General features: G+C 29.0%; 14 protein-coding genes. 8 read left to right on the forward strand and 6 right to left on the reverse strand.

Annotated features, from left to right (window positions below; translation table 11 throughout):
• Positions 1–36 precede the first annotated feature (36 nt).
• Both ptsP and KFW21_03730 read left to right on the forward strand, forming a co-directional pair.
• Complete coding sequence (gene ptsP, locus KFW21_03725) at positions 37–1,776, forward strand: phosphoenolpyruvate--protein phosphotransferase (GenBank protein ID MDK2818543.1); 1,740 nt, start codon at positions 37–39, stop codon at positions 1,774–1,776.
• Between the two features lie 32 nt (positions 1,777–1,808).
• A complete protein-coding gene (locus KFW21_03730) occupies positions 1,809–2,072 on the forward strand; it encodes an HPr family phosphocarrier protein (protein MDK2818544.1) in 264 nt (87 codons plus the stop codon).
• Positions 2,073–2,209: 137 nt separating this feature from the next.
• Here the strand turns inward: KFW21_03730 and KFW21_03735 are convergent, their stop codons facing one another.
• Positions 2,210–3,574 (reverse strand): MATE family efflux transporter, encoded by a 1,365-nt coding sequence (locus KFW21_03735; protein ID MDK2818545.1) that lies wholly within the window; start codon positions 3,572–3,574, stop codon positions 2,210–2,212.
• 150 nt (positions 3,575–3,724) lie between these two features.
• Entirely contained in the window at positions 3,725–5,263 is a 1,539-nt protein-coding gene (locus tag KFW21_03740) for a PTS transporter subunit EIIC (protein ID MDK2818546.1), read from the reverse strand.
• A gap of 356 nt (positions 5,264–5,619) precedes the next feature.
• On the opposite strand from KFW21_03740, the gene KFW21_03745 reads away from it, so the two are divergent.
• Both KFW21_03745 and KFW21_03750 read left to right on the forward strand, forming a co-directional pair.
• Positions 5,620–5,766 carry a hypothetical protein gene (locus KFW21_03745; protein MDK2818547.1) on the forward strand — a complete coding sequence of 49 codons (147 nt, stop codon included), beginning with the start codon at positions 5,620–5,622 and terminating at the stop codon, positions 5,764–5,766.
• Positions 5,767–6,096: 330 nt separating this feature from the next.
• Positions 6,097–7,839, forward strand: coding sequence for an AMP-binding protein (locus KFW21_03750; protein ID MDK2818548.1), 1,743 nt, complete (start codon positions 6,097–6,099; stop codon positions 7,837–7,839).
• A 90-nt stretch (positions 7,840–7,929) separates the two neighbouring features.
• Here the strand turns inward: KFW21_03750 and KFW21_03755 are convergent, their stop codons facing one another.
• Complete coding sequence (locus KFW21_03755; protein MDK2818549.1) at positions 7,930–8,892, reverse strand: class I mannose-6-phosphate isomerase; 963 nt, start codon at positions 8,890–8,892, stop codon at positions 7,930–7,932.
• Positions 8,893–9,048: 156 nt separating this feature from the next.
• Here KFW21_03755 and KFW21_03760 point away from each other — a divergent pair, with 156 nt between their 5' ends.
• A complete protein-coding gene (locus tag KFW21_03760; GenBank protein MDK2818550.1) occupies positions 9,049–9,426 on the forward strand; it encodes a sulfite exporter TauE/SafE family protein in 378 nt (125 codons plus the stop codon).
• A 60-nt stretch (positions 9,427–9,486) separates the two neighbouring features.
• Here KFW21_03760 and KFW21_03765 read toward each other — a convergent pair whose 3' ends face one another.
• The gene (locus KFW21_03765; GenBank protein MDK2818551.1) at positions 9,487–10,332 is read right to left on the reverse strand and encodes a DUF1295 domain-containing protein; all 846 of its coding nucleotides are present in this window, start codon (positions 10,330–10,332) and stop codon (positions 9,487–9,489) included.
• 152 nt (positions 10,333–10,484) lie between these two features.
• Between KFW21_03765 and KFW21_03770 the strand changes: the two genes are divergently transcribed.
• Genes KFW21_03770 through KFW21_03780 form a run of 3 tightly spaced genes read left to right on the forward strand, consistent with a single transcriptional unit; the run spans position 10,485 to position 13,049 of the window.
• Positions 10,485–11,969 (forward strand): L-lactate permease, encoded by a 1,485-nt coding sequence (locus tag KFW21_03770; GenBank protein MDK2818552.1) that lies wholly within the window; start codon positions 10,485–10,487, stop codon positions 11,967–11,969.
• 26 nt (positions 11,970–11,995) lie between these two features.
• Positions 11,996–12,787, forward strand: a complete 792-nt coding sequence (locus KFW21_03775) for a hypothetical protein (GenBank protein MDK2818553.1) — start codon at positions 11,996–11,998, stop codon at positions 12,785–12,787.
• Between the two features lie 37 nt (positions 12,788–12,824).
• Complete coding sequence (locus KFW21_03780; GenBank protein MDK2818554.1) at positions 12,825–13,049, forward strand: hypothetical protein; 225 nt, start codon at positions 12,825–12,827, stop codon at positions 13,047–13,049.
• Positions 13,050–13,078: 29 nt separating this feature from the next.
• On the opposite strand, the gene KFW21_03785 is transcribed toward KFW21_03780, so the two are convergent.
• Positions 13,079–13,996 carry a rhodanese-related sulfurtransferase gene (locus tag KFW21_03785; protein MDK2818555.1) on the reverse strand — a complete coding sequence of 306 codons (918 nt, stop codon included), beginning with the start codon at positions 13,994–13,996 and terminating at the stop codon, positions 13,079–13,081.
• Positions 13,997–14,075: 79 nt separating this feature from the next.
• Entirely contained in the window at positions 14,076–15,530 is a 1,455-nt protein-coding gene (locus KFW21_03790; protein ID MDK2818556.1) for a hypothetical protein, read from the reverse strand.
• Positions 15,531–15,533 lie beyond the last annotated feature (3 nt).

A 15,533-nucleotide genomic window follows, 5' to 3' on the forward strand; every position in this document is an offset into this window, starting at 1 on the left:
GACAATAAATAATATATTACGACAATAGGAGTCAATATGACTACAACTAAAATAAAAGGTATATCCGCTTGCCCAGGAGTTGTTTCAGGAAAAGTATTTATCTTTGCACAACCAGAAATCAAAATTAATAATAAAAATATTGTAGAATCACAAATAGAACAAGAAAATCAATTGTTTGATACAGGGCGTACTCAAGCAAAAGAACAATTAGAAAATATCAAGAGAATCACTTTAAAAAATATCGGTGTAGCCGAGGCTGAGATTTTTGATGGACATATAGAAATTTTACTTGATGAAAGTATGGAAGAAGAAGTTAAAACATTAATCAAAGATGAGCTATTTTCTGCTGATAAAGCAACACAAATCGTAGCAGACCAATATATAGAAATGTTTAGTTCTATGGAAGATACTTATATGCGAGAAAGAGCTGCTGATATGAAAGATATATTTAGACGCCTTGTATCTAATATTTTGGGTATTCATATTCCTCAATTATCAGAAATAGATGAGCCTTCTATTGTGATTGCATTTGATTTAACACCTTCTGATACGGCTCAAATGGACAAAGAAAAAGTACTAGGATTTGTAACTGCCGAAGGTGGTGCTACTTCGCATGTTGCTATTATGTCTCGCACTTTAGTAATTCCTGCCATTGTAGGAGCTAGAGAAATTTTGGATAATGTTCAAAATGGTCAAGATATTATTTTAGATGGTTCTGAAGGTGATATTATTATTAATCCAAATGTCGAAGATAAAAAATTTTATGATAACAAACTAAACGAATACAAAAAAGAAGTTCAAAGACTTGCAGGGCTCAAAAATTTACCTGCTATTACCAAAGATGGAGTAACTATTGATCTCTGTGCTAATGTTGGTACTGATATTGATGCTTTACCGGCATTAGAGCAGGGTGCAAAAGGTGTTGGATTGTATCGTAGTGAATTTCTTTATATGGATAGATCCAATTGGCCTTCAGAAGAAGAACAAACAAATGCCTATGCTAATGTAGTTCGTGCCTTTGATAAAGATCTTGTTATTATTAGAACACTAGATATTGGTGGTGATAAGAGTTTAGATTATTTTACATTTCCTCATGAATTGAATCCTTTCTTAGGTTGGAGAGCTCTAAGAGTATGTTTGGATAAAGTTGATATTTTCAAAACTCAATTGAGATCTATTTTACAAGCTTCTGCTCATGGTAAAGTTGGTATTATGTATCCTATGGTTATTTCTTTAGAAGAAGTTCAGCGTGCTAATGAATTATTAGAAGAATGTAAAAAAGAACTTTTAGCGGAAGGAATAGATTTTGATCCTAAAATTCAACGAGGGGTCATGATAGAAACTCCATCAGCAGCAATGATAGCGAATGAATTAGCAGATCTTGTTGATTTCTTTAGTTATGGTACTAATGATCTAACACAGTATACTCTTGCAGTAGATAGAGGTAACCCACATATTGTTAAGCTATATGATTCATTCCATCCTTCAGTACTGCGTCTTATGGCTCAAGCAACGGCTGCAGCAAATGCTAAAAATGTTTGGGTTGGTGTTTGTGGAGAATTGGGAGGACATCCTCTTGCTACTTTATTTTTGATAGGTATAGGGGTAAAAGAATTAAGTATGAGTGCGATTAGTATTCCTAAAATCAAAGAAATTATTCGTGCAACAACAATGACAGAAGCTAAAGAAATTGCTCAAAAAGTTCTTTCTTTAGGTACAGGTGCAGAAATACAAAAATTCTTAGAAGAATCACTTGAAAAAGTATTAAATAAATAATATAATATATTAGTTATATTAAGGAGTTGAAAATGAGTTGTATAGAAGTCACCATATCAAATGAAACAGGTTTGCATACAAGACCTGGTAATGAACTAGTTAAACTTGTAAAAAGTTTTGAAGGTTCTACAATAGAATTAGAAAAAGGTGATAGAAAAGTTATTGGTAATTCTTTACTCAAAATCATGTCTTTAGCTGTGAAAAAGGGAGATATGTTAAAAATACATATTTCTGGTGGAGATGAAGCAAAAATTGGAGAACAGTTAGTTTCTTTCTTTGCAAATCTTAAAGATTAATTTTTAATATTTAAAATGAAAACACTCTTGGTAATAAACTAAGAGTGTTTTTTTGTTTGAATACACAGTATATGAAATAACAAAAGAAAAATATACAGGATCTATAATGTATAATCTTTATCAAGTTAGATAATGATTTAAGATAATGGTGCTGTAGCCCATTTGTCCCAATATTTTTTTAACATATGATTTCTAATAATATAAGTCAATACAATTCTCAAAATTTCTTCAATAATAGTAGCTGCCCAAATTCCTGTAATACCAAAATTTGTATGGTATAGTATCCAATAAGACAATATAACGCGTATAGGAATAGCAACAAGGCTAACATAAAGAGAATAACGAGCGTAGCCCATACCATTTAAGGTGCTCATATTAATCCCTACAGTCATTGTAATTAAAGCTATACTCAAAATCCATAAAAAATTATCCAAGGTAGTTTGTACAATTATCTGATCGTTAGAAAACAATCTAACAATAGGAATTCTAAGTATATAAAAAAATAACATAATAGACAATCCTGTAATCCATTTAGTTTTGGTTACAGATCTTATTATTGCAATCATTCTATCTTTTCGTTTGGCTCCAAATGATCTGCCTATTAAGGACATATTTGCAATATCAAATCCATATAAAAGTTTGTAACACATATCACTAAGTAAGAATCCTACATTGAAGATTGCCCCCCCTAAAGGAAAAACAGCATTCATCATGGATATGATACTAGCAGTAGATAAACTCCAAATCATTATTTCTATAGTAAGAGGAAATCCTAATTTGAAACGCTCTTTAAGATCATATTGAAGAGGCAATATAGTAGTAGTTTTGATATTGAGATAATTATGTTTCCAAAAATACATACTCAAGATTGTTGTAGCTACAAGCTCTGCCAATACAGTAGCAATAGCAGCACCTTGAATCCCAAATTCTGGAATAGGCCCTAAGCCCCAAATCAAAATAGGATCAAGAATAATATTTGTGAAACATTGAGCAAGAGTAGCATACATAATTATTTTAGTATTTCCTAAGGATTCCAAAATAGATGCAGGAGCACCTAATCCAACAAATCTAAAAAAATATAAAAATGATACTGTTTTAATATAGATAATAGCGTTATCAGCAGGATCTCCTGTCAAATTCATCAATTTTGCTATTACTGGACTCATTATTTGCCAAAAAACAAAAAAACAAAAAGATAATATAATTGCTATTAAAAAAGTCATTTGAGCAACTTTAGTAGCAGATTTTTTATTTTTTGATCCAATACGCTGAGCAATCATAACCGTAGTTGCGGAAGCTATCCCAATCCAAAATGATTCAAACATCCAAAAAGGTATAATAACAGATGAAATGGCCAGTAAACTATCACTATTATATTGACCAATATACATTGTATCAATAATTTGTTGTATATATTGAGAAAGTGAGCGAAGACTAGCTGGAATACCAATTCCTAAAATTAAAGGAGTTATTTTTCGGGTTAATTTGTTATATGTTGACATCTGAAAATCCTAATAAAAGTTATATAATAATAGTATAGTTATATTGTATCTATATTGTCAAATATAAATACCTATTATCTTCTAAATAATAAAAAAACATTAAAAAATCCCCTAGTTTATACTAGAGGATTTTTTAACACATAGAATATATTATTTTTTCATAAATTTAATCATTTCATTTTTATAAATATCGGATTGAGTCCCAAAAATAGCTTGTGTTCCATTTCCAGAAATAATAATAGCTTTAGCACCTAATTCTTTTAATTTATCTTGATTGATGAGACTAACATCCATCACAGAAATTCTTAATCTAGTGATACAAGCATCTGTAGTAGTAATATTGCTAGCACCACCATATGCTTCAACAAGTATTTCTGCAATTTCATCGATAGCTACATTTTTTACAGATATTGAGTTTAATTCACGACCAGGGGTTGGGATATTAAAAATTTTAATAGCAAAATAAAATACGACAAAATATAGTATTGCCCAAACAATACCCAAGAGAATGAGCATGTATTGGTTATGTCCTAATCCGTAAAGTAGAGTAAAATCAATTAGCCCATGAGAGAAAGTTGTACCATGGCGAATATCCATAGGAGTAACAATAAGATATGCTAAAAAGACTAAACCTGCGTGTGCTAAATAGAGTAACGGAGCAACGAACATAAATGAAAATTCAATAGGTTCTGTAATACCTGTTATAAATGATGTGAGGGCTGCAGAGATCATTAATCCCATTACGGCTTTACGATTTTTTGGTTTTGCACTCAAACCTATAGCAATAGCTGCTGCGGGTAGTCCCCACATTTTGAATAAATATGATGGTGCTAAATTTCCAGCAGTAGGATCTCCTGAAAGATAACGTGGAATTTCACCTTTTATTAATTCAGCCGGAAGAGCTGTACTAGCAAGAACATCGGAAGCATTTTGAGCTAAATAAGAAATTTCATTTTGGACACTAAGTAAATTAGCTTTATCAAAATTGCCTATTTCAAAGAAAAAAGGAACATTCCATACATGGTGAACACCAAGAGGAATAAGTAATCTTTCTAAAAAACCATACATTGGGAAAGCTATATTTGGATTTTCATAAGCTGCCCAGTTTGAAAAATTTTGGATAGCACTGCCAATAGGAGCCCAAATAAATACCATTACTACCCCTAAAAGAAGACAAGACAAAGCATTTATAATAAGAACAAATCTTTTTCCTCCAAAAAATCCTAGAATTTCTGGTAATTGAGTATTATAAGTTCTATTAAAAACAAAAGCAGATAACCCTCCTACTAACAATCCACCAACAGCACCCATATCAAGAGATTGGATATTTAAGATAGATTTTGTTGGAATACTGTTGATTGTTGCAATAGCCCCTACAGTACCAAGAAAAACTACATAACCAACTAATGTTGCAAGAGCTGCTGCTCCATCATTGTTTGTAAAAGCGATTGCTGTTGCAATAGCAAATAATAAAGGAAGAATACTAAAAATAGTATCACCAGCAGTTCCCATAACACTAAAAATATTACTTAATATAGGTGATATCGCTATATTTTGTACTGCAAGAGCTGCTGGTACGCCCACACCTATCCCCAATAATAGACCAGCAACAGGTAGTACCGCAACAGGTAACATTAAAGCTTGCCCAAGTTTTTGCATGATTTCAAATCCTGAACCATTTTTTGACATAATATTCTCCTCAATTAATCAATTATTAATATATATTTTTATTGTTATACTTTATAGTATATTATATTATTGAATAGTCAAGCAGAAAATCGTTATGGAAAATAATAAAAATAGATCTTTTTTCTAAATCTATGATCGTATATTATAAATTTAATTTGATTTGATTTCAAACTTCTATTGATATTAAATAATTAGCTTAACATATAAAATCTACAGATATTATTATTTTGATCACTAGCTATCATAAATTTTTATAAAAATTTGATATGTATTTGAATGTTATATATCTTTTATCATAAATTTTGCTAAATTAAAAAAGTTTTCAAAAATTTAAAAAATAAATGAAGAGGTTTAAGATGAACAAAAAAAAAGATATCAATACATTAATAATTTTGTTGATTGCGATAGTTCCCCAATGTTCTTTGACTTCAAATGATAGAGCAGAGAGTAACTGGCTATTATCTGTTAATAATACTACATGGAAATCTGATCATAATGGTTAAAGTTTGCTCCTTTGGGAAAAAATATTCTTAAAGAAAATGGAGTACAATATTATTTTTGTTATGCTGAAAATTCCAGAATAGGGATATATTTTACAGATATTAAATTTCCTCTAACTAAATGGTATGCATTTCATTTGACTAATGATTGAATTCAATATGGACCTTTTTTATTGACAAATAATATCATGAAACAAACTAGTGAAAGTAATATTTTTATAAAACAATAGTAATAAATAATAATTTTTTAAAATATCCGTAGATTGCAATTTGATATTTTAGTAAAAATAAATTATAATACTGTCTATATAAATATTATAAAAGGAGAACTATATGTATTTAAATTTACAAAATCTAGCCGATTCTTTTGAATATAGAGAAAATTCTATTTATAGTAAAATGTATGACGGTGAAAGATATGTTGCTGTTACATACGGAACATTTTATAAAAATATTCGTGCTATTGCGAATTATTTACAAGAGATTTCTAAACTGAATAAAGGTGATAAATGTGCTATTATGTCAGAAAATCGTCCAGAATGGATGATGATGTATTTTGGAATTGTTTATAATGGTATTATTGCTGTTCCTTGTGATGTTATGCTTTCTCTTGAAGAGGTTAAAAATATTATTAGAAATTCTGGTATAGAAGTCATGGGTGTTTCTCTAAATATTTATGAAAAATTAATAAAAGATTTAGAAATTGTTTCGTTGATTAAAGAATGGATTGTTTTTGACTATTGTACGACACTTGAAGATACTACAAATACTATCTCATTCAAAGAAATATTAAAACAAGCTACTAATATATCCACATCTTTTATAAAAAATGAACTCAAACGATCAGATTTGGCATCCTTAATTTATACATCTGGTACAACAGGTGATCCAAAAGCGATTATGCTTAGTAATGGTAATTTTATGCATCAAGCAAACAACTTATGGCAATCAGCTCGTTTGATAGAACAAGATGTAATATTAAGTGTTCTCCCTTTGCATCATACTTTTCAATTTGCTGTAGAATTGACACTCTTTGCTATTGGGGGTACTATAGCTTATGCAGATTCTATCAAGCCAACAAGATTAATAGATGTCATTAAAACAACAGAAGTCACTGTTATGATTGGTATTCCTACCCTATATGCCAAAATACTAGATGGAATTCATAGAAATCTTACACAATTAAAATTTCCTATCAAGCAAATTGTTCAATTATTATTAAAAATTTCAGAATTATCTTATTTTATTACAGGGAATCATAAAACTGGTAAAAAAATACTTGCTTTTTTACGCAAAAAAGCAGGCTTAGATACTGTAAAATATATGATTTCTGGAGCAGCTCCTTTGTCCCACTCTGTCGCAAAAGGATATGCTGTATTAGGATTTAATCTTGCTAATGGTTATGGATTAACAGAGGCATCACCAGTAATTTCTGTAGGTGATCCTTTAGGTCCTATTGATAATAAATCTGTTGGTAATGCAATTATGAATGTATCTTGGAAAATTGCAGATCCTGATTCTAGTGGAGTAGGTGAAATCTGTATAAAGGGTGAGAATGTGATGCAAGGGTATTTCAATGATATGGAATCAACAGCAATGGTACTTACTAATGATGGTTGGTTAAAAACAGGAGATATGGGATATATTGGGACTAAAAAAGGAAGAGAATATCTGTATATTACAGGTCGTTATAAAAATATTATTGTAACTGGTGGAGGTAAGAATGTCTATCCTGAAGAAATTGAAGAATTTATTAATACCCATGCCTATATTTTAGAATCCATTGTTATTGGAGTAGCAGTTGCTGATAATGATATGAGTGAAGTTCCTTGTGCCTTAATTGTATTAGATATGTTGAAATTAACAGAAGAAGATATAGATCCGAATAGCTCACAAATAAAAGAAATCATCAATACTCATTTGAGAACAGTAAATACAAAATTACAAACATATCAAAAAATTCGTGGCTATGAAATTAGACAAGAAGAGTTAGAAAAAAATACCACAAGAAAAATTAAGCGTTTTGAATACAAAGGGCATAAATTTAGACATCTCTTGTCAAAACATTTTCATTAGAAAATTTTCATTAATTATTACAAATCTAAATCTAAATCTAAAAAACTCTAGTTTTCAAACTAGAGTTTTTTGTTGTTAAAATATTATTTTTTATTTAGGAAAAGCTTCAAGAAGTTCCCCATTTCCTTCTAAAGTTATTTCGAGATTTGCAGGTAATAAAAAGCTATCTCCTTGAGTAAGAGTCATTTTTTCATTTTGACAAGTCATTACAAAATAACCTTTTAGAATAGAGTAAAGTTTCATTATAGGAATACTTGATCTTATGATGGAGCTATTTATAGTCAATCGATTTAGGGTGAAATATTCCCAATCTAGTAATTCTACTATTTCACTATGGTTATTTGCAAAAGATCTCACATCTGCTCTTGCTTGAAAATCAATAACATCTGCTGATTTTTTAAGATGAAGAGGTCTTTTTGTTCCATTTTCCAAACGATCAAAGTCATAAATGCGATAAGTAATATCAGAATTTTGTTGTAATTCACAAATAAGAATAGATCCCTTTAAACTAGCATGTACCATGCCTGGTTTGATTACTACCAAATCACCTGCTTTTACAGAAATCTCTTCAAACATGTCATCAAACATATTTTTATTTGCGTTTTCTAAGTACTGTTCAGCAGTAATACCTTCTTTCATTCCCATAATTAGGGTAGCATCATCACTTGCTGAGATTATATACCAACATTCGGCTTTACCAAAAGATTTTTCTATAGGAATAGAATAGAAATCATCGGGATGGACTTGAATAGATAATTTGTCATTAATATCCAAAAATTTTAGTAAGAGAGGAAATATATTGAGATATTTATCAGCGATATCTTTTCCTAATATTTCTGTAGAATAAGTATTCAATAATTCAGGAATAGTTTTGCCTTTGAATTCACCATTGAGTACAATACCTAGACCATTATTGTGAGCAGAAGCTTCCCAACTTTCACCATAATTTTGATCTTTTTTAGGTAAATTTTTACTAAGGATTGTATTTAAAGCTCTTCCTCCCCAAACTTTTTCTTTAAAAATAGGGGAAAATTGCATAGGATAAAATTTCATATATTCTCCTTTTGATATATTCTTATATTTATATATTATTATAAATCTATTTTAGTTATTTGTCTAGTTAGTATTTTATTTTTGCTAACTATTATAATCTTTGTTATACTAACTAGACGAAAATTATAATTAATATGCATTACCAAGGAGAATATTTTGAGTGAAATTTTTATTATTTTAGTCTTAGGTTTAGTTAGTGGTTTGGCCAGTGGTTTATTTGGAATAGGAGGAGCTGTTATTATAGTTCCACTATTAGTATCTGTATTCAATTATCCACAAAAAATGGCACAGGGAACAACTTTGTTAATGTTTATAATAGCTCCGTCTATTTTAGCAGGAATACAATATTATAAAGCTGGAAATGCTAATGTTAAGACAGCTGTATTTCTTTGGATAGGGGTGTTTATAGGTGCAGCTGTGGGAGCTTGGCTTGTAAATTCTGTATTCAAAGATTCACCTATATTTACAATGGTATTAAAAAAATCTTTTTCAGTTATTATGATTATTATGGCTGTTAAAATGTGGTTTTCATAACTTGAAATAAATAAAAAAGATCTCGTATCATACGAGATCTTTTTTTTTATTATAAATATTTTATTTATTATTTGTTGCGTTAGATTTAAATAATTTGTAAGGTATAATATAAGGGGTAGTAGATTTGTACTCCTCCCAATTAAAATATTTTTTCATCTGATTTTCTAAGATAGGTCCTGTAAGATAATTAATAATACAGGTAATGGTTAATGGTGATAAAATAGAAATTAAACTCACAAAAATCATAAGATTAGAGGATATAGAATTATTACTAAAAACAGCCACACGTGTTGCTATCCAAATACCCCACCAAAATAATATTTCGCCAAAATAATTAGGATGTCTTGAATACTTCCACAATCCTTGTTTTACTAATTCTCCAGGTTTTTTCAAATATTTTAGCTGAAAATCACTGACCCATTCCCAATACAATCCTGCAATAGATATTATTATACCAAATGTTAAGATATAAGTATTTATAGGTAATTTAATAATTTGAGATTCTATAGGCATATAAAAATAAAATGGAAGACATATTAACCAAATAAAAAATGCTTGACTAAGAAAAACATTAATATAACTTTGGAGTATTTTATAACGAGAACCTTTGAATTGTTCGTAGCGGGTGTCTTCTTTTTTTACCCCGCGCATACCAAGATGGATAGACAATCGAAGTCCCCATATGCTTACCAATCCTACAACCCATAGATGCTGGGTTGGATAAAAATCCCAAAACATTCCCCATCCTGTCAAAACAACGATAACAAATCCTAATCCCCAAGCGATGTCTAATATTTTCCAAATGTTTATTGCATAAGCAATAACAAAAATAATAGTGAAAAGTATCCATAAGATTAAAAGACTAAAACCTGCATAAGTAAGTACTGATAAAACAAATATATCCATAATATACACTCCGTATCGTATATATACTTATATAATATAGTTATTATAACTAATTTTGTCAAATATATGTAATATATTTGACATAATCATAATATATAGTAAAATGTAATATCATACTCATGATTAATTATGAGTTACAATAGGAGAATATCATGTTATCATTATACGCTTTAGGTCCGATTTTGTTCTTAATTACTTTATTAACAGGTCTTAAGAAACCTGCTTATATTGTTGCCCCTTTAACTTTACTTATAACGGCTTTATTAGCTTATTTTGTATGGGAACAAAATATCAATTTAATAGCGTTGTCAGTATTAGAAGGTGTTATTTATGGTCTATGGCCTATAGGGATTATTATTTTAGGCTCTATTACCTTGTCTAATCTGATGGTAGCAAGTGGCTCTGTCAAAAAAATTCAATCTCTTATAGGTACTATTTCTAATGATAGTCGTATTACCGTGGTACTAATTGCATGGGGTTTAGAAAGTTTTCTAGAATCAATTGCAGGTTTTGGCTCAGGGTTAGCGCTACCTATTAGTATTTTAATAGTTATGGGGGTTTCTCCCTTAAAATCAGGAGTAGTTGCCTTGTTAGCAAATAGTGTTCCTACTGCTTACGGTGGGGTAGGAATAGGAATAGTTGCTTTAGCAAATTCCTCAGGAGTTCCACTAGATGAAATTATGCGTTTTCTTTCTTGGCAATTATTACTACCATCCTTAATTGTACCTTTTGTGATTACTTGGGTTGTTGCAGGTTCTTGGCAAAAAGTTAGAGAAGTTTTTTGGGTGCCTTTATTTGCAGGTTTGGGACAAGGAGTAGGAATGATGCTGCCTTTAGATCCGTCTCTTGTCGCTATAATATCAGGGACACTAAATATTAGTGGTGGTATTCTTGCTACTAATATTTTTTATCCTCATTTAAGAACTAAGAATAAAATTGATATAAAAGAAGCGTTCATTACTTTAATTCCATTTTTAATAGCAATATTTTTAATATTAATAACAAGTCCTTTATTTCCTATTATTAATCAATGGATAAGTATTTTTAAAACAGAATTTGTAATATATCCTGGTTCAAAACATTTGATTATTCGTTGGGTTGCAGATGCTGGTGTATTGTTATTAATATCTGGAATAATAGGGACTTTAATACAGGGATTATCTTTTAATCAAATAGGAAAAACATTTATCAAAACATTAGGACAATTACAAAAAACGATAATAGTATTAGTTTCAATTTTAGCTATGTCAAAAATTATGACTCATAGTGGAATGATAGATTCTCTTTCTTTAGGATTTTCTCAATATTTAGGATCTTTATATCCTTTGTTTGCACCTTTGTTAGGTACTATAGGTGTTTTAGTTACTGGTAGTGTTGCATCTTCAGGTATATTAATGGGATCATTACAAGCAGAGATGGGGCGAGCATTGAATACATCTTCAGCATGGTTAGTTGCGATGAATGCAAGTGGTTCTACTGCTGGCAAAATGTTAGCACCTCATAGTGTTGCGATAGTGATGGCAGCACTAGGCTCGTCAGATGAAGAGAGTAATATAACTGGAATAATATTCAAATTTTTGTTAGGATATGTTGGTATTTTGATGGTGATTTCTCTAGTAGGATATTTAATAATCTAAATAGATTTATTTTGAAGGAGCTAAGAATGTCTAAAGATTTTAATAGTATTAGTTATGAGGATTATTCTGCTACTATGTTAACCAATCAAGTAGATACAATAGCAAAAATAGATGACTTAGTTATAGAAAATCAAGAGATTATTTATTCAACAAGTATCCATAGTGAAAATCATATAATGCATGATATTTTTCAAATTGTAAAAAAGAAAATAACTTTTGAAGAGTTCGTGTTATTTATATTAATAATTATTATCTTTATAATTATTATTATGAGTTCTTCACTACTTTTTTTTATTAAAAAAAGACAATTTAATATCTATCATTTTAAACCTGATTACAAGATTTCTATTGTTGATTATAGGGATATTATTGATACTGACGAAAAATTAGAAGTAATATTAATGGATTCTTCTATTGTTAAAGAATATACTCCTAAAAAAGGTGATTTTATTATTCAAAAAGATGATAAAATTTGGGTAGAATCTTATGAAAAAATTTCAAAAATATACAATATTCATCCTTTAAATCATAATAAAACATATACTTATACTAATAATAAATATAAATTTATTCCTACTGTAATAACAGAAAGTAAAATAAAATTTTTAGCAGAAAAAATAAAAACTAAAGATGTCCGGAATGCTCTTATAAAAAATAATATAGAGACTATTTGTAAGGAAAAGGTGAAAATCGGATCCTTTGTTTGGATAAATTTTGCAGGTCAATTTCAAATTATGTTGAATAATAATAATATATCTAGAGAACATCTCACCGATGTCTCTAAAAATAATATTATAGATGTTAATAATTTAATATAAATTTAATAATTATATCATTAATAAATATGAGGATAATATGAAAATCAATATCGATGATATATTGCATCAAATGACAGATTTTTATGTAAATGAAATTCATAAAAAAAAAGAATTGCAAAAATTTAAAATTATTAATTTTGTAGAAAATAATATGTATATAATAGCTTTAATGCTGGCTTTAGGAATAGCAATTTTTACAGTATCTGTAGTTTTAGTGATTTTAATAATTCTTCTGAATATACCTTTAGAAATATTATGGTAAAAAAAACTCCTCATATGAGGAGTTTTTGTTTAATTAGGGCCAAAACTACAAGCACCCAAATTCATCTGGTATTGACGAGATGAAAAGCGTTTGATTTGTTGTTCGGAGAGAGTTTCATGACAATGGTGACAATGCAATCCATATGAGTATGAAGGCAATTGACGCTCTTCATCAGTTAAGGGCATACGGCAAGTATAACATAGCTGATAATTTCCAGGAATTAATCCATATCCGACACTAACTCGATAGTCGAATACAAAACATTCTCCATCCCACAAACCTTCTTCTTGAGGAATCTCTTCTAGATATTTCAAAATACCACCTTTTAGATGAAAGACTTCTTTACCTAAATTGGTAACAGTTGCATAGGATGTAGATTTTTCGCAACGAATACCACCAGTACAAAACATAGCTATAGTTTTGTCTTTCCATTCTTCTCTATGTTTTTCACAGAATTCAGGAAAATCTTTGAAGGCAATTAGTTGAGGATTGATAGCATTACGAAAGGTACCTATATGAAATTCGTAATCATTACGAGTATCGACAATAATGACATTATCTTGTTGTATTAATTCATGCCATTCTCTTGGGGATAAATAATTAGCTCTGTGTTCGTTTGGTTGCATATTATCAATACGCATAGTAACAATTTCTTTTTTTATTTTTACTTTCATTCTATAAAAAACTGCTTTATCTTTTGGGGAAAAAGATTCTTTGTATTCTAGATCATTAAATCCCCACGCTTGTAAGAAAGCCTTAATTGTATCAATACCCTGTCTATTTCCGGCAATAGTACCATTTATCCCTTCTTCACCAATAATTAGCGTTCCGAAAATATTATTATATTTACACAAATTTAAAAGTTCTTGTTTACGAGTTTCTAAATTATCTAATGTTTTGAATTGGTACAGTGCTGCTATAATCCAATGTTGATTATTATTATTCATAAATATCTCCTAGTATTTTATTGTTGAGTATTTATTATGAATCTGTTTTTTTATTATTGCAATATTTTTTTAATTTATTTTATTTTTCTTCTTCAAGAGATAGGGTAACCTCAGGATCTATAATTTCTGTAGATCTAGCGAATTCTTGTATAACTTCTAAAATTTCTTCAGAATATAAATATGAAGAAGAAACAATTATATTTTGCTTATTTGTACGCGTTTTATTTTGATAATACAGATCTTGATACCACTGATATTCTTGGAGATGTTTTTGAATACTAGGATAACGGGGTATGAATTCTAAATAATTAGAAAAAGTAGATATAAGAATAATGGCATATAGTAAAGGTGATTTAAAATTTATTAATAGTTGACTTAGTATTAATAATCCATTTAATAAGGTTAATATTTTCATAGGATCTAAGTAAGCGTATATAGCAGATCTCATTACACCTATTAATAGTGTACACATTGTTATACTAAAATGACTAAAAATTGTAATAATAATAAATTTAGATATGTTGTGATAAAGATCTTTTTTGTATAGTTTTGAGAGAAAAGAAATAAAAGTATAATAAGAATAGTATATAAAAAAAATAAAATGATAAGGAATTAGTAGTGAAATACTACTTTTTAAATTTTCAGAAAAAGAAGGGAAATGACCAAGTCCTGCATTATATTTTATATTAATACCATAAAATCGTTCTGATAAAATAGCAATAACACAAAATATACCACCACAATACAACACTTTAACATAAGAGGGAGGTGATAGTAAAAAATATTTAATTTTTTCTAATATATTTTTCTGAGGATGTGCAATAAAAAGATACAATCCTATTATAGCTTGAATATAAAAATATAGTATAGTAATACCATTTGATGAAAAGGCTGTTAATAAAATTATAGTATACCAGATACTTTGAGATAATAGAGTCGAAATATATTTTTCATCCCATATATTGTTAAAAAAGGCCTTCCAATAAGGATACAATGCGATGAGCATAAGAGTCATTGGCCATATATAATGAGACACTATACTTATATTTTTATCAAGAGATATTGTTGTAATCATAAAGGGTGAAATACCAGAAATGAATAAAATATATAAAAAATGATAAGAATATGTAGATATCTTTAAAGCTATTTTTGTATAAAGTGCGATAATCCAAGCTAAAAAAGTAAAATACAGTGCAACATATAACCCTTGACTTATGTATATAGCTGTTACAGGATCTTTAGTGGAAAAATGATACAATCGACCAATAGTTTGATAAGAGATATAAGGTATGATATCAGCAGTCCATCGAGCTGTATGCCATTCTCTCATTAAATAATTTATATGATTTTGATTTTTGATAGTATGATTCCATAAGGTATTAGGAAATCGGAGTTGAGTAACATTACCTATCATTTCTTTCATAGGATCTATCCAAAATGTAGTATAGTAACCTTGAATAAACCAATATATAAAAATAAAAAATGTTAATACTATTAGTACATACTGGTAGCGTTTTATTGTTAATGAAGGCATTTT

This window comes from Spirochaetota bacterium (assembly GCA_030154445.1).
In the GTDB taxonomy this organism is placed as follows: domain Bacteria; phylum Spirochaetota; class Brevinematia; order Brevinematales; family Brevinemataceae; genus Brevinema_A.

Bases quoted from the DNA above. Each gene is read 5' to 3' on its own strand.
- ptsP (MDK2818543.1), top strand. From the start codon at position 37: ATGACTACAACTAAAATAAAAGGTATATCCGCTTGCCCAGGAGTTGTT.
- KFW21_03730 (MDK2818544.1), top strand. From the start codon at position 1,809: ATGAGTTGTATAGAAGTCACCATATCAAATGAAACAGGTTTGCATACA.
- KFW21_03735 (MDK2818545.1), bottom strand. From the start codon at position 3,574: ATGTCAACATATAACAAATTAACCCGAAAAATAACTCCTTTAATTTTA.
- KFW21_03740 (MDK2818546.1), bottom strand. From the start codon at position 5,263: ATGTCAAAAAATGGTTCAGGATTTGAAATCATGCAAAAACTTGGGCAA.
- KFW21_03745 (MDK2818547.1), top strand. From the start codon at position 5,620: ATGAACAAAAAAAAAGATATCAATACATTAATAATTTTGTTGATTGCG.
- KFW21_03750 (MDK2818548.1), top strand. From the start codon at position 6,097: ATGTATTTAAATTTACAAAATCTAGCCGATTCTTTTGAATATAGAGAA.
- KFW21_03755 (MDK2818549.1), bottom strand. From the start codon at position 8,892: ATGAAATTTTATCCTATGCAATTTTCCCCTATTTTTAAAGAAAAAGTT.
- KFW21_03765 (MDK2818551.1), bottom strand. From the start codon at position 10,332: ATGGATATATTTGTTTTATCAGTACTTACTTATGCAGGTTTTAGTCTT.
- KFW21_03770 (MDK2818552.1), top strand. From the start codon at position 10,485: ATGTTATCATTATACGCTTTAGGTCCGATTTTGTTCTTAATTACTTTA.
- KFW21_03775 (MDK2818553.1), top strand. From the start codon at position 11,996: ATGTCTAAAGATTTTAATAGTATTAGTTATGAGGATTATTCTGCTACT.
- KFW21_03780 (MDK2818554.1), top strand. From the start codon at position 12,825: ATGAAAATCAATATCGATGATATATTGCATCAAATGACAGATTTTTAT.
- KFW21_03785 (MDK2818555.1), bottom strand. From the start codon at position 13,996: ATGAATAATAATAATCAACATTGGATTATAGCAGCACTGTACCAATTC.
- KFW21_03790 (MDK2818556.1), bottom strand. From the start codon at position 15,530: ATGCCTTCATTAACAATAAAACGCTACCAGTATGTACTAATAGTATTA.